This is a genomic window from Streptomyces sp. NBC_00322 (genome assembly GCF_036147535.1).
GTDB lineage: Bacteria > Actinomycetota > Actinomycetes > Streptomycetales > Streptomycetaceae > Streptomyces.
On sequence record NZ_CP108019.1, the window covers coordinates 6,587,583 to 6,613,945 of the forward strand.

Here is a 26,363-nt window from a genome sequence, read left to right on the forward strand (position 1 = left end):
CCGACCCGACCCGGGGCGGCGGCCGAAGGAGAGGGGCGGGCATGGGCTGGACGGTCCTCTATATCGCGTTCGGTGTCGTCGCGCTGTGGCTGCTCGGCGAGGTGCTGCTGCAGTACAAGGCGCGGCTGCGCTGGCGGCTGCTCGCCTTCGCCGGATTCCTCGCTGTGGTCTTCGGTGTACTGCTGCCCTCCGTCGTGGTGATCGCGGTCGGCGCCATAGCCTTCGCGGTCGGCCAGACATATGTCACCCTCTCCTTCCGCCGCGGCTTCTCCACCGGCTGGGCGCTCGGCGGCAGCCCGGGGGAGAGCCGCCGCCGCAAGGCCGGTCCCAGATCGGACGCGCCGCCGCGTGAGCCCACGCTGGAGGTCTCCGACCTCGCGTACGAGGCCGCTGACCCCGATCCGGAGCCGGTCTACGAGCCGCAGCCGCTGCCGGACGACACCGGGCAGTACGGCGTGTACAACGAAGCGGCCTACGCGGCGCAGCAGCAACAACAGCAGGAGCAGCAGAACCAGAGCTACGCCCAGTACGGCGGCATGTACGACAGCTACTACTCCGGCTACGACCAGCAGCAGCAGCCGACAGGCCAGGAGGCCCACGCCGGGCAGTACGACTACGGGACCGGGCAGCAGCAGTACGCCGCGTACTCCGACCCGTATGCCGGCGGCCAGCAGTACAACGCGTACGAGAGCTACGACAGTTACGGCGGCCAGCAGCACTACGCCGACCCCTACGCGCAGCCTCAGCACAGCGAGACGCCGCCCGGTGGGGTGTGGGTCCCGCAGCAGCGCGACGGCGAGCAGGTGCCGCCGATGCCGCAGGAGCAGCCCTCGCCGTACGGCTACGACACCGGGACCGGGTACGACGAGCAGCAGTACCGCTACTGACGACCCGTCAGTCCGAGTAGGTCGTCACTGAGAGCCGCGGAAGCCCGCGCCCTCCACGATCAGACCGGCGACCAGCGCCCCCGACATTCCCGCGTGCGCGAGTCCGCCGCCGGGGTGCGCATGGCCGCCCACCAGATACAGGCCGGGCAGCCGGGTGCTGTTCGCCGGGTGCAGATACCGCCCACCGGCGCCCGCCAGCGCGGGCGCGGGCAGCGCTCCCGTCTCGGCGGGCGTGAGGATCTGGTGCCACAGCACGCGGTCCCGTATCTCCGGCACGGCCGCGTCCGCGGCCTCGATCAGCGCGTCGGCGTACCGCTCGCGCAGCGCCGTGTCCGTCCACGCGACCGCGCCGCCGTGTCCGGTGACCGTGGCCGTGAGGGTGACCGCCTCGTGCTCGTCGTCCGGAGTGGTCCGTGGATCGCCGGGCCGCAGCACGGTGACGGTGGGCCGCATCTCGGTCCGCCCGCCGAAAACCGCCGCCGCTTCCGCCCCGGCGTCGGGGGAGTGCACCACCGTGCGGTGGACGGTGGATGCGGGGCGCGCCCCGCGCAGGGCGAGCAGCACCGTGAAGCGGCCCGGCAACGGCCCGTCCCCAGTTCCCTTTTGGTGCCGTATGTCCTTGTCCCGCCACAGCTCAGGACCGACCAGCCCCGCCGCCTCGATGCCGGCCACCACATGATCGGCCTCGGCGACCGCGCCACCGGCAAGCTCGACGCCGACCGCCCGGCCGTCCTTCTCCAGGACCCGCGTCACCTCGGACCCGAAGGCGAACTCCACCTTCCGGGCCGCGCACCGCTCGTACACGGCTCGGGCCAGCTCACGCATCCCGCCCTCGACGTACCAGCTGCCGAAGGTCTGCTCCATGTACGGCAGCAGGGCGGCGCTCGCCGGGGCATGGCGAGGATCCAGGCCGTACGTCAGCGCGCAGGCGTCGAGCAGGGCCGTCAGCCGCGGGTCGGCCAGCTCCCAGGCGCCGATCTCCGCGACCGTGGACGCCTGCCGGGCGCGCAGCAGCTTGCGCTGCCGCAGCGCCGGATAGGGGTCGCGACCCAGCACCTGCCAGTCGGCGCGCAGAGGCTCCTCCAAGAGCGGCCGCCTCGTGCGCTCCCAGGCGTCCCGCGCCCGCCCCAGGAACTCGCCCCATCGCTCGCCCACGCCCGAGCCCAGCGCCTCGTCCAGCGCTGAGACGACTCCGGCCCGTGAGGCGTTCGGCAGGGTCACCGCCGTGCCGTCCGCGAAGATGTGCCGGCTCGACGGGTCCACCTGGACCAGCCCCACGCACTGCTCAAGCGGCTCCTTGCCGGTCTTGACGAACAAGTCCCGCCAGACGGCGGGCAGATGGAGCAGACCCGGACCGGTGTCGAAGACGAAGCCCTCGCGCTCGTACCGGCCCACCGCGCCGCCGTACGTCTCCGAGCGCTCGTACACCGTCACCCGGTGGCCTGCCACGGCCAGCCGGGCGGCAGCCGCCATGGCGCCCATCCCGGCGCCGATCACCGCAATCCGTCCCATGTCGGCGACCCTATCGGCCGCCACTGACAGCCGGTCCGGGCGGCCCGGTCACCACGGCGGTCTGTCGACCCCTGCCGCCGCCGGCCGTCTCTCCTCGCGCCGCAGCGCACGGCGCCGCCAGAACCGGCGGATCCGCGAGGCCAGGAAGACCACGGTCACCAGGCCGAGCGCGAGCAGTGCCCCGGCGACCACAGCCGCCGCCACCGGATGGAATATCGCGAAGGTGATGATCCCGGCGACGCCCAGATCCTCCGCCGTGCTCACCGCGATATTGCTGAACGGCTCGGGCGAGGTGTTGATCGCCATCCGGCTGCCGGCCTTGACCAGATGGCTCATCAGCGCGGTCGAGCCGCCGACCGCGCCCGCGGCGAGCTCCGGCAGCGAGCCGCTCTCCCCGGCCAGCAACGCGGCCACGACCGCTCCCGCGACCGGCCGGACCACGGTGTGCACGGAGTCCCATATCGAGTCGACGTACGGGATCTTGTCCGCCACCGCCTCGCAGACAAAGAGCACCCCGGCGACGATCAGGACATCCGGGCGCTGAAGCGATGCGGGCACCTCGTCGGTGAGCCCGGTCGCGCCGAAGAAGCCCAACAGGAGGACCACCGCATAGGCGTTGATCCCGCTGGCCCAGCCGCTGGTGAAGACGAGAGGGAGTACGGACACGGACGCGATCGTAACCAGTTGCCGGGCGCCGCGGGTGGGGATGAGTGCGCAGGGCTGAGTATCCGTACCTAGTAGGTGAGATGAGTACGCGCGCGGATGGGGTCTCACCTGCGCAGAGGGAAGAGTGGGGACCACGGAGGGGGCGCGGCGCCGGCACCGCCGACGCGGGGCGGCGGAACGGCGCGGCTCCCCTGACGGATCGGGGGAGTACGGGGGAGAACGGGGACGTGGGGGGAACACCGCCGGTCCGGCGGGGCTCGGGGGGATCGAGCCTCGCCGGACCGGCGCTTTTGTGTCTTCTGCTGGTGCCGGCGTCCGGCTTCAGCGACCGCTGACGCGGCCGTGCAGCAGCCGCGACAGTGCGGAGTGCACATCGTCTATCGACCGCTCGGGCTGGAACGCCTGCCAGTCGAGCGCGGCCACCAGCACCATCCCGACCAGCGCGGCCGCCGTCAGCGGAATGTCGATCTCTTCGCTCAACTCGCCGTTCTCGACGGCCTCCCGCAGCACCGTCTCGACGACGGCGACCGCCTGCTGGCGTACGACGAGAAGCGTGGACTGCCAGGCGCGGTTGGTGCGCCACAGTTCGGCGACGTACAGCTGGGTGAAGGCCGGATAGCGGTCGATGAAGACCAGACCGGCCCTGATCATCGCGTCCAGCGCCTCGACCTTGGTGCCGCCGCGTTCCGCCGTCTCGTCGGCGGCGGACTGGAGCGAGGCGGTGAGCAGGCCGACGCCGTACCGCAGCAGCTCCTCGAAGAGCTCTGTCTTGCTTTTGAAGTTGTAGTAGACCGTGCCCTTGGCGACCCCGGCGCGTTCGGCGATCTCGTCCACCGTGGTGGCGGAGAAGCCCTGCTCGGCGATGAGCGTCACCGCGGCCTCGTAGAGTTTCGCCCGGGTCGCCCGGCGTCTTGTGCTGGTGCTGTCCTTGGCGTCCATGGCGTCGTCCATGGAATCGATTCTCACAGGTCCGCCCGCCCTCACAGGCTCAGCTCGGGGTGCAGCCGGTCGAGCGTCCACACCTGCTTGCGCCGGGCGGAGACCGCGGTCAGCGCGAGCGCGCCCGCGGTGAAGGCGATCAGCACCGCGCAGGCCTGCCAGACCGGGCCGAGGCCGCCGCCGGTGATGAGCCTGCGCAGCGCATCGACGACGTAACTCATCGGGAGGAAGGGGTGGATGGCGTTGAAGAAGCCCGGGCTGGTCTGGACGGGGTAGGTGCCGCCCGCCGAGGTCAGCTGGAGCATCAGCACCGCCAGGACGAGGATGCGGCCCGCGGCCCCGAAGCGTGCGTTCAGCCACTGGATGATCGCGGCGAAGCAGCAGGTGACGAGGGCGAGGAAGCCGATGGTCCCGGCCGCGTACGCCATCTTCAGGCCAAGCCCCCAGTGCAGTACGGACATCAGTGCCGCCACCTGCGCCAGACCGATCGCGGCGACGGGCAGCCAGCCGGCCACCGCGATCCGCCAGGCGGAGGCGCCCGCGGCGAGGGCCCGCCGGTTCAGCGGCTGGATGATCATGTACGCGACCATCGCGCCCACCCAGAGGGAGAGCGGGATGAAGTACGGGGCGAAGCCGGTGCCGTAGTTGGGCGCCTTGTGCAGCGACTGGTTGGCGAGCTTCACCGGGTCGGCCATCACCTCGGTGCGGCGGTCGCGGTCGTTCTTGCCGTAGTCGGGGATCTTGCCGACGCCTTCGTTGAGTCCGCCGGCCAGCTCGGTCGAACCGTCGGCGAGCTTGAACATGCCGCCGTCGAGCTTGCCCGCGCCCGTCTTGAGCCTGCCGACACCGGTGTCGAGATCGGTGGAGCCGGTCTTGGCGCTGCTCAGTCCGGTGTGCAGCTTGTCCGCGCCCTGAGCGACCTTCTTCGCGCCCGAGTTGAGGGCGTTGATCTTGCCGACGGCCGACTTCAGGTCCTCGTCGAGCCGCGGTGAGCGCTTGGCGAGATCGTTCGCCTTCTTCTGCAGATCGGCGAGTTGGCCGTCGAGCTTCTTCAGATCGCCGTTGTTGTCCTTCACCAGCGCGTTGACGTCGTCGGCGATCTTGGCGACATCCGCCGCGGTGACCTTTGCCCGCTTGAGTGCGGGGCAGACGGTGGGGTCGGGGAGCAGTGCGTCCTCGCAGTGCGCCTTGTAGATGGCGCTCAGCTCGTCGGCCGACTTGTGGGCCAGGGCCGCGGAGCCGGGGGCCGTCTTCACGAGGATGTCGAGGTTGTGGCGTATCGCCTGGGAGGAGTCGGCGACCAGGCGGGCCGCGTTCCCGATGGCCTTGCCGTTGTCCTTGAGGTACGGGCGCACGTCGGCGGCCACCCCGTTGACCTTGTCGGCGAGCGCCTGGGTGCCGTCGGAGACCTGCTGGGAGCCGGTCTCGAGATCGCTCGCGCCCTTGTTGAGCTTGGCCAGGCCGCCGGCCAGCCTGCCGCTGCCGTTCTTGGCGTCCTTCAGCCCGTCCGCGAGATCCTTGGAGCCCTTCTTCGCCTTGCCGATCCCGCCCTTGAGCTGGTCGGCGCCCTTCGCCGCCTTCTGGGTGGCGTCGTGGATGCCGGAGAAGGAGATGAAGATCCGGTCGAGGAAGGTGCGGGAGGCGTTGACGGAGGCGGCGGTGCGGACCTCGGAGAAGACCGTCCGTGAGATCTGCCCGACGATGTAGTTGTTGGCGTCGTTCGTACGGACCTGAAGGGCGCCGGTCTCGGGGGAGTCGCCGGAGCTGGAGGCGATGCGCGCGCTGAAGTCCTCGGGCATGGTCAGCGAGAGGTAGTACGCGCCGTCCTCGACGCCCTTGCGGGCCTCGGCCTCGCTCACCTCGTGCCACTCGAAGACCTTGCTCTTGCGCAGGCCCTTGGTGATCTCGTCGCCCGCGGCGATCTTCTTGCCGGAGGCGGTGGCACCCTTGTCGTCGTTGACGAGCGCGACGGGGATCTTGTCGAGCTGTCCGTACGGATCCCAGAAGGACCACAGGTAAAGCGCGCCGTACAGCAACGGCAGCAGCAGGACCGCGACGAGCGCGGCGCGCGGCAGCTTCCCCCTGCCGAACCGCTTCAGCTCAAGCGCGGCCAGTTTCGGCGAGCGCATCGGCCGCCCCCTCCTCGTTCGTGCGGATGATGGTCGTGTCCTTGGGCGCCTGGCTGCACACCGCGAGCACCGTCGTGCCCGAGCCGGCGACGGAGCGCAGCAGCTTCCACGCCTCGGCCCGGTCGGTGTCGGAGAGCTTGAGATCGGTGTCGTCCACGGCGAGCAGCCGCGGCCGGCCGATCAGCGCGAGGGCGACGGACAGGCGCAGCGCCTCCAGCCGCTCCAGATCGCGTACGGCGGTGCGCTCCTCCTTGGGGAGCGTTGCCAGGTCGAGCCCGGCCGCCTCCAGCGCCTCGTCCACACGGCTGCGGGCCGCGGCCAGACGCTCGGCCCGCGGCCGCAGCAGGGCGCGCAGCGAGACGTCGAAACGGCGCTGCAGCAGGGCCCGTTCGCGCAGATGCTCGGCGACGGTCAGCGCCGGGTCGAGCTCACTGACGCCCGGCACGTGTCCGAGCGCGCTGATGCGGCGTACGGCAGCCATCTTGCGCGGCAGCGCCAGGCCGCCGACCTGGGCATGGCCCTCGGCGGGGCGCATCCGTCCGGTGAGCGCGAGCAGCAGGCAGGTGCGGCCCGAGCCGGACGGGCCCTCGATCGCGATCAGCGAGCCGGGTTCCGCGTCGATGTTCACCGAGCGGAACGCCCAGCCGCGCGGGCCCTTGAGCCCGAAGTCCTCGGCGGTGACGGCCGCCCCGTGCGGGCTGTCCACGTACCCTCCCCCATTTTTGAACTGACTGGTCAGTCCAAAAACTACCGCCGTTCCGCGGCCGAAGCAAAACCGGCCGGTCAGCGACCGGTCTGCGGCCCGTCACGGGGATCCATATGAGCCACCATCTCGGTGAGCTGTACGCAGAGCCGCTTGATCTCCTCATGGGTCTTGTTACGCTCGGTGATGACCGCGGCGAGCAGCAGGGCGGTCAGTGCCGTGGCGCCGTTGAAGGCCTGCAGCGTGACCATGTTCTCGAGCAGGTCGTGCTGGGCGAACGGGCCGGACTCGCGGGCCGCGGCGAGGATCGCAAGCGTCATTACCATCAGCGCGCACGGCGCCGCACCGGTCAGCTGGAAGCGGAACGCCGCCCAGATCAGGAACGGGAAGACGAGAAAGAGCAGGGCCGAACTGTTCGTATCCGTCGCCAGAATCGTCACGAAGAGCGTGCCAAGCAGCAGTGCCGCCGCCTCGATCCAGCGGCCGGTCCCGGCGTCGCTCGGCCACCGGGCCCGGCGCAGGGCGAGCAGGAACGGAGTGACGGCGAGCACCCCCATCGCGTCACCGGTCCACCACACCGACCACGTCGGCCAGAAGTCGCCCGCATCCAGCGCCCCGGAGAGCACCAGCACCCCGCTGCCCACGGTCGAGCTGATCAGCATCCCGGCCAGTGCGCCCAGGAAGATCAGCGCCAGCCCGTCCCGCAGCCGGTCCAGCTCGACGCGGAAGTCCGCCCGCCGCAGCATCGCGTAGGCGCCGAGCGGGGCCAGCGTGTTGCCGGCGACGATGCCCAGCACGGCGAGCGGGGTGGGGCCGATGGACACATTGACCAGGAAGGCGCCGAGCGCGATGCCCGGCCAGATCCGTGGACCCAGGAGGAGCAGACCGGCGAGGGCCACGCCGGTCGGCGGCCACAGTGGCGTGACCTGACCGCGTACCAGCTGCTGCAGAAGCCCGAGCCGGGCGGACCCGTAATAGACGGCGGCGACAGCGAGGATCCGCAGCGCAGGAGGTCCATAGCGGCCGATCTCCGCAGTGCGCACCACAGCAGTCTGCGCTCCCGCCGGGGCCGCGGCGAGTCAGACGGCGCAGACCGGTCACCCGGGCCCCGGCGGGCCGTCGTAGCGGACGACGAGCACCGCGGCGTCGTCGCTGTGACCCGTCTGGTCGGCCACCTTGATGATGGTGGCGGCCAGCACGTCGGGGTCGGCGTCGAAGCCCACCTGGACCAGCCGGGCCACCTCGGCCAGTCCGGACTCCATCGGATAGGTCGGTCCTTCGACGACCCCGTCGGTGAGCAGGACGAGGACTCCTGGCTCCGTCAGCCGTCGGTGGGTCACCGGATAGAGCTCGCCCGACAGGACACCCAGGGGCGCGCCTCCCCGGTCGAGGGCGATGCCCGAGCGGCCGCTCGCTGTGGCCCAGATCATCGGGACGTGGCCCGCCCTGGACACCGTGAGGTCGCGGCCTACCGGGTCGAAACGAAGGAAGCAGCAGGTCGCGAACAAGCCGCAGCCCATGGAGATCAGCAGGTTGTTGGCTCGGCCGAGCACCTCGCGCGGATCGCTCGTCGTCTCGGCGATGGCACGCAGGCTGGTGCGGACCTGCCCCATGAACGCGATGGCTTCCACGTCGTGGCCCTGCACATCGCCGATCGCCAGGCCGAGCGACCCGTCCATCATCACGAAGGCGTCGTACCAGTCGCCGCCCACGTCGAGACCGTCCCGCGAGGGCGCGTACCGGGCGGCGATGCGCAGGCCGGGAAGGTCCGGAAGCGCGGGCGGGAGCATATGGCGCTGCAGGGCCATGGCCAGCTCTACCCGGGCCTGCTGCAACTTGATGTGCGCCAGGGCCTGGTCGACGAGCCGGCCGAGGGTGATCAGCAGTTGCTGCCCATCGTCGGGCGGGTCGGCGCGATGTCCGCGCATGGTTGCTCCGGGGGCTGCCGCAGAACTCCTGCCTTCACCTTAGCCGTCAGCCCCGCCCCCGTCCCCACAGAGAACAAGCAGGTCAGAGCCGATTGTCAGTGGTCCCCCTCACGATGGACACATACGGCCACAGCGCCGTCACACGACGACAGGAGGTTCGTCATGGCCAGCTCCTACGCAGCAGCCGCACACCGGCGCCGCGCCACCGGCCCTGCCCCCTCACTGACCGGACCGGCGAACGATGTGCATCCCGTCCTGCGGCGGACATCGGCACCGCCCGCAGCCCTCGACCTGCTCGCCCAGGCCCGTACGGGACTGGACGAGGCCACCACTCTCGAAACGCCGAACGAGCGGTACGCCACGGCCCATCTGGCCGCCCTGCGCACCGCGGCCGCGGTCCTCGCCGCCCGCGGCCGGCCCGAGACCAGCACCCGCCGACGGCAGCGGATCCGAAGCGCCTGGGAAGTCCTGCCTGAGATAGCGCCCGAACTGACCGAGTGGAGCGCCCTGTTCGCCTCGGGTGCCCGGCGCAGGGCGCGCGCGGAGGCGGGGATACAGGGTGCGGCCGGCGCCCGCGACGCCGACGACCTGCTCCGTGACGCGGCCATGTTTCTGCGCCTGGTCGAGCGGATGCTGGTGCTCCAGCCCGTGCTGCCCCAGCCGCGGATCGATCAGCCGGAGACGGGGGACGCCGCGGGGTGAGACAACGGACCGGCAGAGGCCGGGGGCGGTCGGAGAAGGCAATAGGGTGGTCTGCGTCTTCACCGTAGAGCCGCCCGAGTAGAACCGCCCGAGGAGTCAACTGCCGTGTCGGACCCGATGCGCCCCCGCGCCTCCCTCCGTACCGCCGTGGTCTGGGACGTCCTCAAGGACGCCCTCGACCGCCGGGCCAAGGAGAGGGGGACGGATGCCCTGGACGTCCTCGACACCGGCGGCGGCAGCGGCTACTTCGCGGTGCCCGTGGCCCAGCTCGGGCACCGCGTCACCGTGGTCGACCCCAGCCCCAACGCGCTCTTCGCGCTGGAGCGCCGCGCCGCCGAGGCCGGTGTGGCCGACCGGGTCCACGGCGTCCAGGGCGATATCCATGACCTGTTCGACGTCGTCGAGCGCGGCGGCTACGACGTGGTGCTGTGCCACGGAGTCCTGGAGTACGTGGACGACCCGGCCGAGGGCGTACGCAACGCGGTGGACGCGCTCCGGTCCTCCGGCGCCATCAGCCTGCTGGCAGCCGGAATGGGGGGCGCCGTCCTGGCCAGGGCACTCGCCGGGCACTTCACCGAGGCACGCCAGGCGCTCTCCGACCCCGCCGGACGCTGGGGCGCCGGTGACCCGGTGCCGCGGCGCTTCACGGCCGAGCAGCTCGCCGAACTCGTCGCGGAGGCGGGTGTCGAGGTCGGCGCCGTGCACGGCGTCAGGGTCTTCGCCGACCTCGTCCCGGGCGTCCTGGTCGACACCGAGCCGGGAGCGCTCGACGCGCTGCTCGAGCTGGAGGCGGCCGCGGCCGAACTGCCCGCCTTCCACGCCGTCGCCACCCAGCTGCACGTACTGGGTGAGAAGCAGGGCTGATCAGCGGCGCAGCCGCACATGGAGTACGCCACACACCCCCCGATCGTGGCTGTCGCCCCGTATGATCGGGGGACACCATCCGGCATGACGGATCGGAGGTTGGGGAATCTACGCCTCAGCACCTGAGCCGCCGTGGCGGCCCGGACTGGCGAATTGGGTTAGAGGGCGGGTTTCACGGGGGCGATTCCCTGCCTATCCTGAAAGGGCCGCATACCGGTCGCCCCCCGCGGCCGACGACTAGGAGGACTCCGTGCCGCTCTCGGAGCACGAGCAGCGAATGCTCGAGCAGATGGAGCGAGCGCTGTACGCCGAAGATCCCAAGTTCGCTACAGCGCTTGAGGGAAGCGGGCTGCGTACGTACACCCGACGACGGGTCTACCAAGCAGTCGCGGGCTTCCTGGTGGGTATCGCGCTCCTCATGGCCGGAATGGTCGCGCAGCAGATCTGGATCAGCGTGGTGGGATTTCTCGTCATGCTCGGCTGTGCGGTTCTCGCGGTCACCGGATGGCGCAAGGCGCCCAAACCGGGTGAGCAGCAGACCCTGGGGGACACGGCAGCCACGGCTCGCCGTCGGCCCCGTCAGCGCAGGTCGATGATGCACCGGATCGAGGAGCGGTGGCAGCGCCGCCGCGACGAGCAGGGCGGCGAGGGCCGCTGAGCCGATCGGCGGCCGCAAGCGGAACACACGACATACGGCTGAGGGGCGACGCGAGAACGCGTCGCCCCTCAGCCGTATGTCGGCTCACTCGCCCCGGCGGCTCACCGCACATTGGCCCGGGTCATGGGGCCGGGCTTGCGCCGACCCGATGACCCGGCGGCCCGTTCGGGCCGAAGCCTTCAGCCCCGCTGCCGGGACGGCCGGCGCAGGATGCCAGGCCACCTGTCCAGCAGCCCCCACCTGCCCGCCGTCGCGCGCACGCCCCAGCGGTCCGTGAACGCCGTCCAGCGAGCCGAGAGGGCCCACACCACCCGGACGGATGAGCGGGGCGCCAGGAGGGCGCGCAGACGCGTTCCTCGGCTCGCCGCTGCCCGTAGCCCGGCACGGACCTGCTGCGCGTCGTCCCCGAGCCCCGTGACCGGCCGGGGCTCCGGGGCGTAGAGCACCTGCTCCACAGCTCTCGCCACCCGGTGCACCGCGTCCGCCGACTCGTCCTCCAGCCTGCCCAGCCGGACGATGCGGGCAGCCGCCTTCCGCGGCGTCTGCGACTCGTCGGGCAGGATGCCGTGGTCCCAGGCCAGGTCGGAGATCTCCTGCCAGGTCGCCAGCGTCCGGGCCGACTCCTCCGCGAGCGCGCGCTCGGAATCCAGCGCCGGCCCGTCGGCGGTCTCCTGCAGCGACACCGGCGCCGGATCTGCGGCGCCCGCGGGCGCCCGGCCGCCGGAGCGCAGCCGCCGTGCCCGCGTCCTGATCCGCCACAGCATCGGCAGCAGCGGCACCAGCACCAGCGCCACGATGCCCAGCCCCAGGCTCACCCAGGTACTCGCGGGGGTTCCCGGGTCGGTGGGGGGAGCGACCTCCCGCGGCGCGGCAGCACCGCAGTCACCGAGACGGCGCGCCTGCGGCGGGCAGTTGTCCGTCGCGGAGGGCGCGGTCGAGGGTTCCGCGGAGGCGCTTCCCTCGGGCTTCGCCGGAGTGCTCGGCCCGCCGCTCGGCGACTGGGGCCGTGTGTAGTCGGGCGGGGTGCCCCGGCTGGGGGTCGGCTCGAACCGCGTCCACCCCACGCCCTCGAAGTACAGCTCGGGCCAGGCGTGGGCCTCCTGCAGGCCGACGGACATGCTGCCGTCCGAGAGCGGGGTTCCGGGGGTGAAGCCCACCGCGACCCGCGCGGGTATGCCGAGCGTCCTCGCCATCGCGGCCATCGAGAAGGAGAAGTGGATGCAGAAGCCCTCCTTCTTCTTCAGGAAGCGGCTGATCGCGTCGGCGCCCGTACCGGACTCCACCTGGGTGTCGTACCGGAAGCCGCCCGTGACGGCGAACCAGTCCTGGAGCTTGACCGCACGCTCGTAGTCGTTCGTGGCGCTCTTGGTCACCGTCTTCGCGATGTTCCTGACGTCGCCGGGCAGCGCGTCGGGGACCTTGGTGTACTCACTCAGCAGCTTGGCGGGCGGGCGCGGTGCCGAAGACAGCTGCTCCGCCGTCGGCTTCACCATCAGGCTGGTGACGGAGTACTGCGCGCTGCGGGTGTCCTGACCGCGGTCGCCGACCAGCGTCCGGCCCTCGGGCTCGAAACGCCAGCGTCCTTGGATCGCCACCTTGGTCGCCGGGTAGGGGAGCGGCAGCCAGCTCTGTTTGTACGAGCCTGCCGCCGAGACGTTCGTCCTGATCTCGGTGACGGCGACGGACGGACTCAGGCCCGGCGCCTGGGGAAGCTGATTCGGCACATCCGTGATGTCGCGCTGCGAGGTCTTCCACGCGGTCCCGTCGAACTGGTCCAGCGCGACGATCCGCAGATAGAGGTCCTTGGTCTGCGTCGTGTTGGTGCGATACCGGATGACCTCGCGGTCATCCGGCTGGTTGAGGCTGTCCTGCAGCGAGACCAGTGGGTTCACCGCGGAGATCGTGCCGCCGCCAGGGCCGGGGCCGTTCCCGTTGCCCGCGCTGTCCAGCAGCCCGCCGTCCAGTGCGGGCAGCGCCGCCGGGACCACGAGCGCGACGCCCAGCGCGAGCGCGCCGATCCGGCGGCCCGTGCGCACCGGTGCCAGCGCCTGGCCGCCCCCTGGGGGGACGTATCTGCCTGTCGTGGGTCCCTGTGCGGTCGCGGCACCGCCGAAGACCCGGCCCCACTGGGAGAGCCGGTCACGGCCCTCGGCCAGCAGGAGCACCAGATATCCGGTGGCCGCGAGCAGGAACCACAGCCAGCTCGCGCCGCCGCCGGTCAGGCCCGCGGCGACCGAGTACAGCGCGAGCAGCGGCAGTCCGGCCGGGGCCGCGCTGCGGAAGGTCACCGCGAGGGCGTCGACCGCGAGGCCGATCAGCAGCACACCGCCGAGCACCATCAGCCTGATGCCGTCGGTCGCCGGTGCCGGGATGGCGTACCGCCCCACGTCCTCGCCGCCCGCGTTCAGCAGCTCGCCGAATCGCTGGAAGGCATCGGGACCCGGCAGCACGCCGAGAATCGCCTGGCCCCGGGCGAAGAGAATGGTGAGCAGCAACAGCAGGACAAGCGCCTGCACCGCCACCGTCAGCGGCCGGGCCAGCGGCACGCGCCGGGCCAGCGCCCCCACACCGCTCACGATCGCCAGCAGGAACACCGCCTGCAGCATCCAGCTGGCCGGTTCGATCAGCGGCAGCATCGCGCCCGCCGCCATCAGCGTGGCGGCGTAGGCGCACAGGGCCAGCCTTCCGCGACCGCTCATGACCAACCCCCAGAGAAACCGTTCGTACCGCTGCCGGAGGCATCGCTGCGCTCCCGGCCGGCCTGGCGCCACAGATCGGAGAGCTGCGCCCCGGGCGGCACGGCCAGCGCCGTCCAGCCCGCCTCGCGCAGCAGCCGCAGCCGGTCCTCGACCGCACCCGCTATCGCGCCGCCCGTGACCCACGACCCGCTGTCCAGGACGAAGGCGACGGCGGCGCCGCTGCGCCGGCGCATGCGCGCGGCCAGGGTCGCCTGCTCCTCGTCGAGATCGCCGAAGAACGCGAGCAGCAGCCCTTCGTTCCCGCCGCGCAGCACGTCGTACGAGCGCGAGAGCCCAGCTCCGTCGGAGTGGTCGACGACGGCGAGCGTGTCCATCATCAGACCCGCGGAGTCCGCAGACTCCTGGGTCGAGCCGGCGAAGCCGTCGGCGCCCTCAGCAGGCACCGAGCTTCCGGTGTCCGTCAACAGCCGCACCGAGAAGCCCCGTTCCAGCATGTGCACCAGCGCGGAGGCCGCACCGGACACCGCCCACTCGAAGGCGGAGTCGGGACCCGCGCCCTCATAGGCGATGCGCCGGGTGTCGAGCAGCACCGTGCATCTGGCCCGCTGCGGCTGCTCCTCGCGGCGCACCATGAGCTCGCCGTAGCGCGCGGTGGAGCGCCAGTGGACCCGGCGCAGATCGTCGCCGTAGCGGTAGTTGCGCGGGATCACGTCGTCGTCACCGGCCAGCGCGAGCGAGCGGTGGCGGCCGTCGCCGTAGCCCGAGGACTCACCGGCGAGCCGCACGGCGGGCAGCGCCTCGGTCCGCGGGATGACGGTCAGCGTGTCGAAAGCGCTGAAGGAACGGGTCAGCTCACACATTCCGAACGGGTCGCTCAGCCGCAGCTGGAGCGGGCCAAGCGGATAGCGCCCGCGCAGATCCGAGCGGACCCGGTACGACACCTCGCGCCGCCCGCCCGCCTCCACCCGGTCCAGTACGAACCGGGGCCGGGGCCCCAGCACGTACGGCACATGGTCCTGGAGCATCAGCAGCCCGGTGGGCAGCCGCGAGACGTTGTCCATCCGCAGATGTACGCGCGCCTCGGAGCCGGCGGGCACGCGCGCGGGCGAGAGCCGCCGGCTGCCGGCGACCCGGTAGCGGGTGCGGTACAGCACGGCGACGCAGACCAGCGGCAGCACGGCGAGCAGCAGTCCGACGCGCAGCAGATCACTCTGTCCGAGGACATACGCGCACACCGCGGCGGCTATCCCCGCCGCGAGGAAGGAACGGCCGCGCGTCGTCAGTCCGCCCAGGGCCGCCCGCAGTCCGCCCGTGTCCTTGCCTTCCGTGGCGGCGGGGTCCCCGGCCGACATCACAGCCGCCGGGTGCCGGGCTGCTGGCCGTAGAGCGGCGGCTGGGCCTGCCGGCCCGGGACATAGGAGGTCTCGGCGCCGCCGGAGGTGGGCACGGGGATGCGCTGCATGATCTCCAGCACGACCTGCTCCGCCGTACGCCGGTTCAACTGGGCCTGAGCGGTGGGCAGCAGGCGGTGGGCCAGCACCTGGACCGCCAGCGCCTGGATGTCGTCCGGCAGGGCGTAGTCACGGCCGCTGAGCGCGGCCGAGGCCTTCGCCGCCCGCAGCAGATGCAGCGTGGCGCGCGGTGAGGCGCCGAGTCTGAGATCCGGGTGGCTGCGGGTGGCCGCCACCAGCTCCACCGCGTACCGCCGCACGGAGTCGGCGACATGGACCGTACGCACCGCGTCGATGAGCTTCACGATGTCGTGGGCGTGCGCCACCGGCTGCAGATCGTCGAGCGGCGAGACGCCGCCGTGCACATCGAGCATCTGGAGTTCGGCGTCCGCGCTGGGGTACCCGATCGACACGCGCGCCATGAAGCGGTCGCGCTGTGCCTCCGGCAGCGGGTAGGTGCCCTCCATCTCCACCGGGTTCTGGGTGGCCACCACCATGAAGGGGCTGGGCAGTTCGTACGTCTTGCCGTCGATGGTGACCTGGCGCTCCTCCATCGACTCCAGCAGTGCCGACTGCGTCTTGGGCGACGCACGGTTGATCTCGTCGCCGATCACGATCTGGGCGAAGATCGCGCCCGGCTTGAACTCGAAGTCACGCCGCTGCTGGTCGAAGATCGACACACCGGTGATGTCGGACGGCAGCAGGTCCGGCGTGAACTGGATGCGCCGCACCGAACAGTCGATGGACCGCGCCAGTGCTTTGGCCAGCATCGTCTTGCCCACGCCCGGCACATCCTCGATGAGCAGATGCCCCTCGGCGAGCAGCACGGTCAGCGAAAGCCGTACGACCTCAGGCTTGCCCTCGATCACACCCTCCACCGACCGGCGCACCCGCTCCGCTGTGGTGGTCAGATCTGTGAGGCTCGCTCGATCGTCATAGGTCGTCACCCGGCCCTCCTCGGCCCGTTCTACGGGCCGGCGCCCTTCAGACGGCCCGGCCCACCCCGAATCACGGACACCAGCTCCGGAAGGTTCCGGAAGGTGTCACACCCGCATTCTTGTTGCCGTTACCGCGTCGTGTCACTTGCCTGTGGATAAAGGAGTGGGAATTGTCGGAGTTGCCGCATTTCTCCGGGTGTCCGGATGGTCACACAGCGGGGTTGATCTCCCTCAGCAGCCCGCTCGTCACGTCGAAGACGAAGCCGCGGACGTCGTCGGTGTGCGGCAGGAACGGCGAGGTGCGCACCCGCTGCATCGACTGGCGTACGTCCTGGTCGACATCCCGGAAGGCCTCCACCGCCCACGGCGGACGCTGCCCCACCTCGTCCTCCAGCTCGTGGCGGAAGTCCTCCGTGAGGCTCTCCAGACCACAGTTCGTGTGGTGGATGAGTATGACGCTGCGGGTGCCGAGTGCCCGCTGGCTGATGGTCAGCGAGCGGATCACATCGTCCGTGACCACGCCGCCGGCGTTGCGGATCGTATGACAGTCGCCCAGCTCCAGGCCGAGCGCGTCGTGCAGGTCGATCCGGGCGTCCATGCAGGCCACGACGGCCACACGCAGTACGGGGCGGGCGTCCATCCCCGGGTCCTGGAAACCGGCGGCGTAGCGCAGGTTCGCCTCGACGAGGCGGTCGGTGACCGTGTCACGGGGAAGCGCTGCTTCTGCGGGGTGGTGCGCGGAAGTCGACATGAGGACGACGGTAATGCGCACAGACGGCCTAAGCCCGCTGTGAGGGGGGACAAAGAACATCAATGAGCCTTGTTGTGAGCTAACCCACAGGTGTGATGCGGACGCGCCCGTACGGGTGAAGTATCCGCGTCCGTGACGTGTCTCCAGGTGCCGCGCGCCACGCGCCATCCGGTTGATTGACCGGGAGGACGCGTGGACTAAAGTGACGCGCAGTTCACGGACACATCCTGCACATTTCCATTTTCTCCCCGCGTGTGCGGCGTACGTACGGCCCTTCTGAGCGGGCGGGGACCCGGCAGTACGTACACCCCGCGCCGGACCTGAGAGGGCGCATGAGCGAGCGCAGCGAGCGAATCATTAGAAGCCGTGCGCCTGGCGAATGTAGCCCCGAGCTCTGCGAGGGGCGCGCATGAGCCAGACCCGACACGTCCCGGTGATGCTCCAGCGGTGCCTGGACCTGTTGGCCCCGGCCGTGCAGATGCCGGGCGCGGTGGTGGTCGACTGCACCCTGGGGCTCGGCGGACACAGCGAGGCTCTGCTCACCCAGTTCCCCGAGGCCCGCCTGGTCGCGCTCGACCGCGACACGGAAGCGCTGCGGCTGTCGGCCGAGCGGCTCGCCCCCTTCGGCGACCGGGCCACCCTGGTGCATGCCGTCTACGACGAGCTGCCGCAGGTCCTTGACCGGCTGGGGATCCCCCGCGTCCAGGGCATCCTGTTCGACCTCGGCGTCTCCTCCATGCAGCTCGACGAGGCCGACCGCGGATTCGCGTACGCCCAGGACGCCCCGCTCGACATGCGCATGGACCAGACGACCGGCGTCAGCGCGGCCGAGGTCCTCAACACCTACCCGCCCGGTGAGCTGGTGCGGATCCTGCGCATGTACGGCGAGGAGAAGCAGGCCAAGCGGATCGTCTCGGCAGTCGTACGGGAACGCGAGAAGGAGCCCTTCACCAACAGCGCCCGGCTCGTCGAGCTGATCCGCGACGCGCTGCCGCAGGCCGCCAAGCGCACCGGCGGCAACCCGGCCAAGCGCACCTTCCAGGCCCTGCGCATCGAGGTGAACGGCGAGCTGACCGTCCTGGAGCACGCGATCCCGGCGGCCGTCAAAGCGCTCGCCGTCGGCGGCCGTATCGCCGTCCTGTCCTACCACTCGCTGGAGGACCGGCTGGTCAAGCAGGTCTTCGCGGCCGGCGCGGCCAATACGGCGCCACCCGGACTGCCGGTCGTCCCCGAGGAGTACCAGCCCCGGCTCAAGCTGCTGACCCGTGGTGCGGAGCTGCCCACCGAGCAGGAGGTCGCCGAGAACCGCCGTGCGGCGCCTGCGCGGTTCAGGGGAGCGCAGCGCATCCGGGAGGACGTGTGAACGCAGCGGCCAAGCAGCTGAAGGGGCGGGCCGCGCGGCTCGCCAGGCTGATGCCGTCGGGGCCGAGCACGGCCGCCCGTACCCCCTTCGTCCTGCTGGTCGTGGTGCTCCTCGGCGGCGGCCTGATCACGCTGCTGCTGCTGAACTCCGCGCTCAACCAAGGCTCGTTCAAGCTGAGCGAGCTCAAGCGGAAGACCACCGAACTCACCGACGAGCAGCAGGCGCTGCAGCGGGACGTGGACGACCGCTCCGCCCCCGGCGCACTGGAGCGCCGGGCCCGCGAGCTGGGCATGGTGCCGGGCGGCAGTCCGGCCTTCCTCGATCCGGACGGCACGGTACGCGGCGTTCCGGGCGAGGCCACCGCGCTGCCGTCGCCCGACCCGTCGCCGATGGAGATCCGGAAGCCGGTGCCCCCGTCTCCGTCTTCCTCGCCCAAAGCATCCCCGGCGAGGGCCCCGGCCCCTGCTCCGGCCACGACCCCGACGGCATCGGCCACGGCCGCCCCGCGCGCCCAGCAGTCGCAGCAGTCCGCGCCCCCACCAGGGCCCGTGCCCCAGCCCGCGCCCACCACCGGCCGGACGGACAAGCCGTCGCCCCCGTCCGCGAAGCCGACCCCGACGACCCCCGGCAGGTGACGCAGTGCCCAAGGAACCACCGCGCCGCCGGGTGCCAGGACCCGCCAGGCGACCGTCCGGCCGGCCCGCGCCCCGCCGCCCCAGGCCGGCCCCCCGCGCCATCCGGCTCGGCAGCCCCCGCCCCCGGCTGCGCCTGGTCAGCCTCGGCCTGACGCTCGTGATGCTGGCCTTCGTCGTACGCCTGCTCCAAGTGCAGGCAGTCGACGCGAGCGCGTACGCCGCCAAGGCGGAGAAGAACCGCTACCTCAGCCACAAGCTCACGGCCGAGCGCGGCGAGATCACCGACCGGGCCGGAATCGCCCTGGCCACCAGCGTCGACGCGTACGACATCATCGCCGACCCGAAGATGTTCACGCCGAACGAGAGCAAGGCCCCCGACGCGCCGGAACAGGCCGCCGCGCTGCTGGCCCCGCTCCTCGGCAAGGACGCGGCCGAGCTCGCCAAGAAGCTCAAGGCCCCCAAGTCCCGCTACACCGTGCTCGCCCGCCGCCAGACCCCCCAGATCTGGAACCAGATCAAGGACCTCAAGTCCGTCTTCGCCGAGAAGGCCAGGACGGACAAGGCCAAGGGCGGCCCCGGCGCCAATGTGCTCGGCGGCGTCTTCCAGGAGCCGAGCAGGAAACGTGTCTACCCCAACGGCGACCTCGCCGCCGGGATACTGGGTTACGTCAACGCCGAGGGCCGCGGTGGCGGCGGCGTGGAGTCCATGCTCGACAAGGCGCTGGCCGGCAAGGACGGCGAGATCACCTACGCCCAGTCCGGCGGCCGCCGCGTCCCCACCGCGGGCTCCCGCGAAGTCCCCGCCGTCCCCGGCTCCGACATCGAGCTGACCATCGACCGCGACATCCAGTGGGCGGCCCAGAAGGCCATCAGCGAGCAGGTGAAGAAGTCCAGGGCCGACCGCGGCTATGTGATAGTGCAGAACACCCAGACCGGCGAGGTGCTCGCCATGGCCAACGCACCGGGCTTCGACCCCAACGACCTCACGCAGGCCAACTCGGCCGCCATGGGCAACGCCGCGCTCCAGGACGCTTACGAACCGGGCTCGACCGCCAAGGTCATGTCCATGGCCGCCGTGCTGGAGGAGAAGGCCGCGACGCCCGCCACCCATGTCGTCGTCCCCAACCGGCTGCACCGCGGCGACCGGCTCTTCAAGGACGACATCGACCACTCCACCTGGAACCTCACGCTCAACGGCGTACTGGCCAAGTCCAGCAACATCGGCACCATCCTGGCGGCCGGCCAGCTAGGCAAGACCCAGCCCGCCGCCAACCAGGTCCTCTACTCGTATCTGCGCAAGTTCGGCATCGGCAGCCCCAGCGGGCTCGGCTATCCGGGCGAGACGCCCGGCATCCTGGCCAAGCCGCAGAAGTGGTCCACCTCGCAGCAGTACACGATCCCCTTCGGCCAGGGACTCTCGCTCAACGCCATGCAGGCGGCTTCCGTGTACTCGACGATCGCCAACGGCGGCGTACGCATCGAGCCCACCCTGATCCGCGGCACGAAGGGCCCCGACGGACGCTTCACCCCGGCGCCCGCCCCCAGCAAGACCCGCGTCGTCAGCGAGCAGACGGCCAGAACGCTGGCCACCATGCTGGAATCGGTCGTCGGCGACGAGGAGGGCACCGGCACCAAGGCCCGTATCCCCGGCTACCGCGTCGCGGGCAAGACCGGAACGGCCAACCGGGTCGATCCGGAACTGGGCCGCTACAAGGGCTACACCGCCTCCTTCGCCGGCTTCGCGCCCTCCGACAAACCCCGCATCACCGTCTACTGCGCCATCCAGAACCCGACCAAGGGCAGCTACTTCGGCGGCCAGATCTGCGGTCCGATCTACCAGAAGGTCATGGAGTTCGCGCTCAAGACCCTCCAGGTCGCACCGACCGGCGCCGCCCCCGCCCGGCTGCCCGTCACCTTCCAGGCCGGCGAGTGACCCCGGAGGAACCACCAGTGACAACCATCACCTCCGATTCCGGGAACCCGCCGGACCCGTCCGCGCGAGAGGCCCCCTCATTTAGCCGCGGGCCGGGTGCGCCCGGTACGCTCACCGCCGTGTCGCACGCTGATCAGTACCGAACCGCCCAGCAGGACGCCCCCGCCAAACAGCCGGGAGCGCCCCGTCCGGACCGGCCCCGCCCGACATCCCTGGGGGAGCTGGCCGCCGAGCTGGGTGTGAAGAGCCCTGGCCCCGGTGAGGTCACCGGCATCACCCACGACTCCCGGGCGGTACGCCCCGGCGATGTGTACGCCGCCCTGCCCGGCGCCCGCTTCCACGGCGCCGACTTCGCCGCCCAGGCGGCGGACCTCGGGGCGGCCGCGATCCTCACCGACCCGGCGGGCGCCGAGCGCGCCGCCGCGACCGGCCTGCCGGTCCTGGTCACCGACGACCCGCGCGGCCGCATGGGCGCCCTCGCCGCCGAGATCTACGGGCACCCCGGCGACGGCCTGCTCCAGATCGGCATCACCGGCACCTCCGGCAAGACCACCTCGGCGTACCTCGTCGAGGGCGGCCTCAGAGCGGCCGGCCACAGCACGGGTCTGATCGGTACGGTCGAGATGCGGATCGGCGACGAGCGCATCAAGTCCGAGCGCACCACCCCGGAAGCAACCGACCTCCAGGCCCTGTTCGCCGTCATGCGCGAACGCGGCGTCCAGTCGGTCGCCATGGAGGTCTCCAGCCACGCCCTCGTGCTCGGCCGGGTCGACGGCTGCGTCTTCGACGTCGCCGTCTTCAACAACCTCAGCCCCGAGCACATGGAATTCCACTCCGACATGGAGGACTACTTCCAGGCGAAGGCGCAGCTGTTCACGCCGAAGCGCAGCAGGCTCGGGGTCGTGAACTTCGACGACGAGTACGGCCGCAGGCTCCTCAAGGAGGCGTCCGTACCGGTCACCAGCTTCTCCGCCGAGGGCCACCCGGACGCCGACTGGCGGGCCGAGGACGTCGAAGTCAGCGCGGTCGGCTCCGCGTTCACGGCGGTCGGCCCTGCGGGCGAGCGGATCCGGGCACGGGCCCCGCTGCCCGGGCCGTTCAACGTCGCCAACACCCTGGCCGCCCTGGTCACCCTCGCCGTCGCCGGGATCGACCCGCAGACCGCCGCCGACGGCATCGCCGCCGTCCCCGGCGTACCGGGCCGCCTCGAGCGTGTGGACGCGGGCCAGCCGTATCTCGCCGTCGTCGACTACGCCCACAAGACGGACGCCGTCGAATCGGTCCTGCGCTCCCTGCGCAAGGTCACCGAGGGCAGGCTGCACATCGTCCTCGGCTGCGGCGGCGACCGGGACCAGACCAAGCGCGGCCCGATGGGCGCGGCCGCCGCGCGCCTCGCCGACACCGCCGTACTGACCTCCGACAACCCACGCTCCGAGGACCCGCTCGCGATCCTGGCCGCGATGCTCGCCGGGGCGGCCGAGGTGCCGATCCACGAACGCGGAGACGTCCTGGTCGAGGCCGACCGGGCAGCCGCCATCGCCGCGGCCGTCGCCCGAGCACAGCCCGGCGACACCGTGCTGGTCGCCGGCAAGGGCCACGAACAGGGCCAGGACATCGCCGGAGTGGTCCGCCCCTTCGACGACCGCCAGGTTCTGCGCGCGGCCATCGAGAACGCCGCAAGCTCTTCGAACAGTGGGATGAAGAAGTGATCGCCCTCTCCCTCGCCGAGATCGCCGAAATCGTCGGCGGGCAGTCGTACGACATACCGGATCCGGACCTGCGGGTCACCGGTCCCGTCGTCATCGACTCCCGCGCCGTGCAGACCGGCGCCCTCTTCGCCGCCTTCGCAGGCGAGAAGGTCGACGGCCACGACTACGCCGAGCGGGCCGCGGCGGCAGGCGCGGCCGCCGTGCTGGCCACCCGCCCCGTCGGCGTACCCGCGATCGTCGTGCCCGACGTGACCGCCGCACTCGGGGCCCTCGCGCGCTCCGTCGTCGAGCGCCTCGGCGCCACGACCGTCGCGCTCACCGGCTCCTCCGGCAAGACCAGCACCAAGGACCTCATCGCCCAGGTCCTTCAGCGCAAGGGCCCCACGGTCTACCCGGCGGGCAATCTGAACAACGAGATCGGTCTGCCGCTGACCGCGCTGCGGGCCGCCGAGGACACCGAGCACCTCGTCCTCGAGATGGGCGCCCGCTACATCGGCGACATCCGCTATCTCACCGGCCTGGTCCCGCCGAAGGTCTCTCTCGTACTGAACGTCGGCACCGCCCACATCGGCGAGTTCGGCGGCCGTGAGCAGATCGCCGAGGCCAAGGGCGAGATCGTCGAATGCCTGCCCCCGGCCGATGCGGGTGGCGTGGCCGTCCTGAACGCCGACGACCCCCTCGTACGCGCCATGGCGTCCCGCACCAAGGCCCGCGTGATCCTCTTCGGAGAAGCCGCGGACGCGGACGTACGTGCCGAGAATGTCCGGCTCACCCGGCTAGGACAGCCTGCCTTCACACTCCACACCCCCACCGGGTGCAGTGACGTGACCATGCGGCTGTACGGTGAGCACCACGTGTCGAACGCGCTCGCCGCGGCCGCCGTCGCCCATGAGCTGGGCATGTCCGTCGACGAGATCGCCCTGGCGCTCTCCGAGGCCGGCACCCTCTCGCGCTGGCGCATGGAGGTCACCGAGCGTCCGGACGGCGTGACGGTCGTCAACGACGCCTACAACGCGAACCCCGAGTCCATGAGAGCCGCGCTGCGTGCGCTCGCGGCCATGGGCCAGGGGCGGCGGACGTGGGCGGTGCTCGGCCAGATGGCCGAGCTCGGCGGCGAAGCGCTCGCCGAGCACGACGCGGTCGGGCGGCTCGCTGTCCGGCTCAACGTCAGCAAGCTTGTCGCAGTCGGGGGCAGGGAAGCGTCCTGGCTTCAACTGGGCGCATATAACGAGGGTTCGTGGGGTGAGGAGTCGGTGCACGTGTCCGACGCGCAGGCGGCGGTCGACCTGTTGCGCAGTGAACTGCGTCCGGGAGATGTCGTGCTGGTGAAGGCTTCCAGGTCGGTCGGGCTCGAGCGGGTCGCCCAGGCACTGCTCGAGACCACGACCGAGGGCGAGGTCACCGGCCGATGAGGCAGATCCTCTTCGCGGGAGCCATCGGGCTCTTTCTGACCCTGGTCGGTACCCCGCTGCTGATCAAACTCCTGGCCCGCAAGGGATACGGGCAGTTCATCCGGGACGACGGCCCGCGCAGCCACGGCAGCAAGAAGGGCACGCCCACCATGGGCGGTATCTCCTTCATCCTGGCCACGCTCATCGCGTACGCCCTCGCCAAGGTGATCACCGGCGAGGACCCGACGTTCTCGGGTGTGCTGGTGCTCTTCCTGATGGCGGGCATGGGCCTGGTCGGCTTCCTGGACGACTACATCAAAATCGTCAAGCAGCGTTCGCTCGGTCTGCGGGCCAAGGCGAAGATGGCCGGACAGCTGATCGTCGGCATCGCCTTCGCCGTGCTGTCACTGCAGTTCGCCGACAGCCGCCACCAGACCCCCGCATCCACCAAGCTGTCGTTCATCACGGACTTCGGCTGGTCGATCGGCCCGGTGATCTTCGTGGTCTGGGCGCTGTTCATGATTCTCGCGATGTCCAACGGCGTGAACCTGACCGACGGTCTGGACGGCCTGGCCACCGGCGCCTCGGTGATGGTCTTCGGCGCGTACACCTTCATCGGGCTCTGGCAGTTCCAGGAGTCCTGCGCCAACGCGGTGACACTCACCAACCCCAACGCCTGCTTCGAAGTGCGGGATCCGCTCGATCTCGCCGTCGTCGCCTCCGCCCTGATGGGCTCCTGCTTCGGCTTCCTGTGGTGGAACACCTCGCCCGCCAAGATCTTCATGGGCGACACCGGCTCGCTCGCCCTCGGCGGTGCGCTCGCCGGCCTGGCGATCTGCTCCCGTACGGAGTTGCTGCTCGCCCTCCTCGGCGGACTGTTCGTCCTGATCACCATGTCCGTGGTCATCCAGGTCGGTTCCTTCAAGATGACCGGTAAGCGGGTCTTCAGGATGGCACCGCTCCAGCACCACTTCGAACTCAAGGGGTGGTCCGAGGTCCTTGTGGTGGTCCGCTTCTGGATCATCCAGGGCATGTGCGTCATCGTGGGTCTGGGGCTCTTCTACGCGGGCTGGGCGGCCGACAAGTGAGTGCGCAGGACTGGCAGGGCAAGCGGGTCACCGTCGCGGGTCTCGGAGTCTCCGGGATCCCGGCCGCCCGCGTGCTCCACGGTCTGGGCGCCGTCGTCACCGTCGTCAACGACGGGGACGACGAGCGCTCCCGCGCGCAGGCCGCCGAACTCGAGGCGGAGTCAATCACCGTCCGCCTCGGCGACGGGGCGACCCTGCCCGAGGGCACCGAGCTCATCGTCACCACCCCCGGCTGGAAGCCGGACAAGCCGCTCTTCCTGGCCGCGGCCGAGGCGGGCGTCCCCGTCTGGGGCGATGTCGAACTGGCCTGGCGGCTGCGCGGCCCCGACGCCGCGCCCTGGCTCGCGGTCACCGGCACCAACGGCAAGACCACGACCGTGCGGATGCTCGCCTCGATCCTCGAAGCCGCGGGGCTGCGCACGGCGGCCGTCGGCAACATCGGCGTCTCGCTCCTCGACGCGGTACTCGGCGACACGACGTACGACGTCCTCGCCGTCGAACTCTCCAGCTACCAGCTGCACTGGGCGCCTTCGCTGCGCGCCCACTCCGCCGTCGTGCTCAACCTGGCGCCGGACCACCTCGACTGGCACGGCTCGATGGAGGCGTACGCCGCCGACAAGGGCCGTATCTACGAGGGCAACAAGGTCGCCTGCGTCTACAACGCGGCCGACAAGGCCACCGAGGACCTGGTGCGCGAGGCCGATGTCGAGGAGGGCTGCCGGGCCATCGGCTTCACTCTCGGCACGCCCGGCCCCTCCCAACTGGGCGTCGTGGACGGGATCCTGGTCGACCGCGCCTTCGTCGACAACCGGCACAAGCAGGCCCAGGAGCTCGCCGAGGTCGCGGACGTCAACCCGCCCGCCCCGCACAACATCGCCAACGCCCTTGCGGCGGCGGCGCTGGCCCGTGCGTACGGTGTCGCACCCGCGGCCGTACGCGACGGACTGCGCAGCTTCCGGCCCGACCCGCACCGCATCGAGAAGGTCGCGGACGTCGCCGGAGTCGCGTACATCGACGACTCCAAGGCCACCAACACCCATGCCGCGGAAGCCTCCCTGGCCGCCTACGACCCGATCGTGTGGATCGCGGGCGGTCTGGCCAAGGGGGCGACCTTCGACGAGCTCGTATCGAAGTCGGTGCGGCGGCTGCGCGGCGTCGTGCTGATCGGAGCGGACCGCGCCCTGATCCGCGAAGCCCTCGCGCGACACGCCCCCGAGGTCCCGGTCGTCGACCTCGACCGGACAGACACTGGGGCGATGTCGGCGGCGGTCCGGGAAGCGGCGCGGCTGGCCCGTCCCGGGGACACGGTTCTGCTGGCCCCGGCCTGTGCGTCGATGGACATGTTCGCCAACTACAACAAGCGAGGCGAGGCGTTCGCGGACGCGGTCCGTGAACTCCCCGCCGAGCGCGCCTGACC

22 protein-coding genes are annotated in these 26,363 nt (G+C 71.2%); 11 read left to right on the top strand and 11 right to left on the bottom strand.

Annotated features, from left to right (window positions below; genetic code table 11):
• The first annotated feature begins 41 nt into the window (after positions 1 to 41).
• Positions 42 to 887, top strand: coding sequence for a hypothetical protein (locus OG905_RS30045; protein ID WP_328678747.1), 846 nt, complete (start codon positions 42 to 44; stop codon positions 885 to 887).
• Positions 888 to 911: 24 nt separating this feature from the next.
• On the opposite strand, the gene OG905_RS30050 is transcribed toward OG905_RS30045, so the two are convergent.
• From OG905_RS30050 to OG905_RS30080, 7 genes are all read right to left on the bottom strand, one after another.
• Positions 912 to 2,399 carry a phytoene desaturase family protein gene (locus OG905_RS30050; RefSeq protein WP_328678749.1) on the bottom strand — a complete coding sequence of 496 codons (1,488 nt, stop codon included), beginning with the start codon at positions 2,397 to 2,399 and terminating at the stop codon, positions 912 to 914.
• Positions 2,400 to 2,447: 48 nt separating this feature from the next.
• A complete protein-coding gene (locus OG905_RS30055; protein ID WP_328678751.1) occupies positions 2,448 to 3,065 on the bottom strand; it encodes a DUF4126 domain-containing protein in 618 nt (205 codons plus the stop codon).
• Between the two features lie 321 nt (positions 3,066 to 3,386).
• Positions 3,387 to 4,016, bottom strand: coding sequence for a TetR/AcrR family transcriptional regulator (locus tag OG905_RS30060; RefSeq protein ID WP_266477352.1), 630 nt, complete (start codon positions 4,014 to 4,016; stop codon positions 3,387 to 3,389).
• Between the two features lie 29 nt (positions 4,017 to 4,045).
• On the bottom strand, positions 4,046 to 6,133 hold the full coding sequence (locus OG905_RS30065) for a YhgE/Pip domain-containing protein (protein ID WP_328678754.1): 2,088 nt from the start codon (positions 6,131 to 6,133) through the stop codon (positions 4,046 to 4,048).
• Positions 6,105 to 6,839: an ATP-binding cassette domain-containing protein gene (locus OG905_RS30070; protein ID WP_328678756.1), complete on the bottom strand. Its 735-nt coding sequence runs from the start codon at positions 6,837 to 6,839 to the stop codon at positions 6,105 to 6,107. Before OG905_RS30070 ends, OG905_RS30065 begins: the two co-directional genes overlap by 29 nt.
• Before the next feature lie 77 nt (positions 6,840 to 6,916).
• A complete protein-coding gene (locus OG905_RS30075; RefSeq protein WP_328678759.1) occupies positions 6,917 to 7,879 on the bottom strand; it encodes an MASE1 domain-containing protein in 963 nt (320 codons plus the stop codon).
• A gap of 54 nt (positions 7,880 to 7,933) precedes the next feature.
• Positions 7,934 to 8,764 (bottom strand): PP2C family protein-serine/threonine phosphatase, encoded by an 831-nt coding sequence (locus tag OG905_RS30080; protein WP_328678761.1) that lies wholly within the window; start codon positions 8,762 to 8,764, stop codon positions 7,934 to 7,936.
• A 162-nt stretch (positions 8,765 to 8,926) separates the two neighbouring features.
• Between OG905_RS30080 and OG905_RS30085 the strand changes: the two genes are divergently transcribed.
• From OG905_RS30085 to OG905_RS30095, 3 genes are all read left to right on the top strand, one after another.
• A complete protein-coding gene (locus tag OG905_RS30085) occupies positions 8,927 to 9,466 on the top strand; it encodes an SAV_6107 family HEPN domain-containing protein (RefSeq protein ID WP_328678763.1) in 540 nt (179 codons plus the stop codon).
• A gap of 105 nt (positions 9,467 to 9,571) precedes the next feature.
• Positions 9,572 to 10,330: a methyltransferase gene (locus tag OG905_RS30090; protein ID WP_328678765.1), complete on the top strand. Its 759-nt coding sequence runs from the start codon at positions 9,572 to 9,574 to the stop codon at positions 10,328 to 10,330.
• 250 nt (positions 10,331 to 10,580) lie between these two features.
• A complete protein-coding gene (locus tag OG905_RS30095) occupies positions 10,581 to 10,988 on the top strand; it encodes a DUF3040 domain-containing protein (RefSeq protein WP_328678767.1) in 408 nt (135 codons plus the stop codon).
• A 179-nt stretch (positions 10,989 to 11,167) separates the two neighbouring features.
• Here OG905_RS30095 and OG905_RS30100 read toward each other — a convergent pair whose 3' ends face one another.
• The 4 genes from OG905_RS30100 to OG905_RS30115 form a co-directional block, all read right to left on the bottom strand.
• Positions 11,168 to 13,687: a transglutaminase TgpA family protein gene (locus OG905_RS30100; protein WP_328678769.1), complete on the bottom strand. Its 2,520-nt coding sequence runs from the start codon at positions 13,685 to 13,687 to the stop codon at positions 11,168 to 11,170.
• Entirely contained in the window at positions 13,684 to 15,039 is a 1,356-nt protein-coding gene (locus OG905_RS30105; RefSeq protein ID WP_328678770.1) for a DUF58 domain-containing protein, read from the bottom strand. The genes OG905_RS30100 and OG905_RS30105 overlap by 4 nt, the downstream gene beginning before the upstream one ends.
• Positions 15,039 to 16,085, bottom strand: a complete 1,047-nt coding sequence (locus OG905_RS30110) for an AAA family ATPase (protein WP_328678771.1) — start codon at positions 16,083 to 16,085, stop codon at positions 15,039 to 15,041. Before OG905_RS30110 ends, OG905_RS30105 begins: the two co-directional genes overlap by 1 nt.
• Positions 16,086 to 16,284: 199 nt before the next feature.
• Positions 16,285 to 16,827, bottom strand: coding sequence for a beta-class carbonic anhydrase (locus tag OG905_RS30115; RefSeq protein WP_328678773.1), 543 nt, complete (start codon positions 16,825 to 16,827; stop codon positions 16,285 to 16,287).
• A 409-nt stretch (positions 16,828 to 17,236) separates the two neighbouring features.
• Here OG905_RS30115 and rsmH point away from each other — a divergent pair, with 409 nt between their 5' ends.
• The 7 genes from rsmH to murD are packed head-to-tail and all read left to right on the top strand — an operon-like array spanning position 17,237 to position 26,361.
• Positions 17,237 to 18,190 (top strand): 16S rRNA (cytosine(1402)-N(4))-methyltransferase RsmH, encoded by a 954-nt coding sequence (gene rsmH, locus OG905_RS30120; protein ID WP_328678774.1) that lies wholly within the window; start codon positions 17,237 to 17,239, stop codon positions 18,188 to 18,190.
• Complete coding sequence (locus OG905_RS30125) at positions 18,187 to 18,825, top strand: FtsB family cell division protein (protein ID WP_443044011.1); 639 nt, start codon at positions 18,187 to 18,189, stop codon at positions 18,823 to 18,825. Before rsmH ends, OG905_RS30125 begins: the two co-directional genes overlap by 4 nt.
• A 4-nt stretch (positions 18,826 to 18,829) precedes the next feature.
• Positions 18,830 to 20,758 carry a peptidoglycan D,D-transpeptidase FtsI family protein gene (locus OG905_RS30130; RefSeq protein ID WP_328678776.1) on the top strand — a complete coding sequence of 643 codons (1,929 nt, stop codon included), beginning with the start codon at positions 18,830 to 18,832 and terminating at the stop codon, positions 20,756 to 20,758.
• A 17-nt stretch (positions 20,759 to 20,775) separates the two neighbouring features.
• A complete protein-coding gene (locus OG905_RS30135; RefSeq protein ID WP_443044012.1) occupies positions 20,776 to 22,467 on the top strand; it encodes a UDP-N-acetylmuramoyl-L-alanyl-D-glutamate--2,6-diaminopimelate ligase in 1,692 nt (563 codons plus the stop codon).
• Positions 22,464 to 23,879, top strand: coding sequence for a UDP-N-acetylmuramoyl-tripeptide--D-alanyl-D-alanine ligase (locus tag OG905_RS30140; protein ID WP_328678781.1), 1,416 nt, complete (start codon positions 22,464 to 22,466; stop codon positions 23,877 to 23,879). The genes OG905_RS30135 and OG905_RS30140 overlap by 4 nt, the downstream gene beginning before the upstream one ends.
• Positions 23,876 to 24,946 carry a phospho-N-acetylmuramoyl-pentapeptide-transferase gene (mraY, locus tag OG905_RS30145; protein ID WP_307664036.1) on the top strand — a complete coding sequence of 357 codons (1,071 nt, stop codon included), beginning with the start codon at positions 23,876 to 23,878 and terminating at the stop codon, positions 24,944 to 24,946. Before OG905_RS30140 ends, mraY begins: the two co-directional genes overlap by 4 nt.
• Positions 24,943 to 26,361, top strand: coding sequence for a UDP-N-acetylmuramoyl-L-alanine--D-glutamate ligase (gene murD, locus OG905_RS30150; RefSeq protein ID WP_328678784.1), 1,419 nt, complete (start codon positions 24,943 to 24,945; stop codon positions 26,359 to 26,361). The genes mraY and murD overlap by 4 nt, the downstream gene beginning before the upstream one ends.
• The last annotated feature ends 2 nt before the right edge of the window (positions 26,362 to 26,363 follow it).

What these genes read in the sequence shown, in the direction of transcription:
- OG905_RS30080 (WP_328678761.1), bottom strand. Translation starts at nt 8,764, where the DNA reads ATGCGCGGACATCGCGCCGACCCGCCCGACGATGGGCAGCAACTGCTG.
- OG905_RS30050 (WP_328678749.1), bottom strand. Translation starts at nt 2,399, where the DNA reads ATGGGACGGATTGCGGTGATCGGCGCCGGGATGGGCGCCATGGCGGCT.
- OG905_RS30045 (WP_328678747.1), top strand. Translation starts at nt 42, where the DNA reads ATGGGCTGGACGGTCCTCTATATCGCGTTCGGTGTCGTCGCGCTGTGG.
- OG905_RS30115 (WP_328678773.1), bottom strand. Translation starts at nt 16,827, where the DNA reads ATGTCGACTTCCGCGCACCACCCCGCAGAAGCAGCGCTTCCCCGTGAC.
- OG905_RS30100 (WP_328678769.1), bottom strand. Translation starts at nt 13,687, where the DNA reads ATGAGCGGTCGCGGAAGGCTGGCCCTGTGCGCCTACGCCGCCACGCTG.
- rsmH (WP_328678774.1), top strand. Translation starts at nt 17,237, where the DNA reads ATGAGCCAGACCCGACACGTCCCGGTGATGCTCCAGCGGTGCCTGGAC.
- OG905_RS30085 (WP_328678763.1), top strand. Translation starts at nt 8,927, where the DNA reads ATGGCCAGCTCCTACGCAGCAGCCGCACACCGGCGCCGCGCCACCGGC.
- OG905_RS30065 (WP_328678754.1), bottom strand. Translation starts at nt 6,133, where the DNA reads ATGCGCTCGCCGAAACTGGCCGCGCTTGAGCTGAAGCGGTTCGGCAGG.
- OG905_RS30105 (WP_328678770.1), bottom strand. Translation starts at nt 15,039, where the DNA reads ATGTCGGCCGGGGACCCCGCCGCCACGGAAGGCAAGGACACGGGCGGA.
- OG905_RS30060 (WP_266477352.1), bottom strand. Translation starts at nt 4,016, where the DNA reads ATGGACGACGCCATGGACGCCAAGGACAGCACCAGCACAAGACGCCGG.
- mraY (WP_307664036.1), top strand. Translation starts at nt 23,876, where the DNA reads ATGAGGCAGATCCTCTTCGCGGGAGCCATCGGGCTCTTTCTGACCCTG.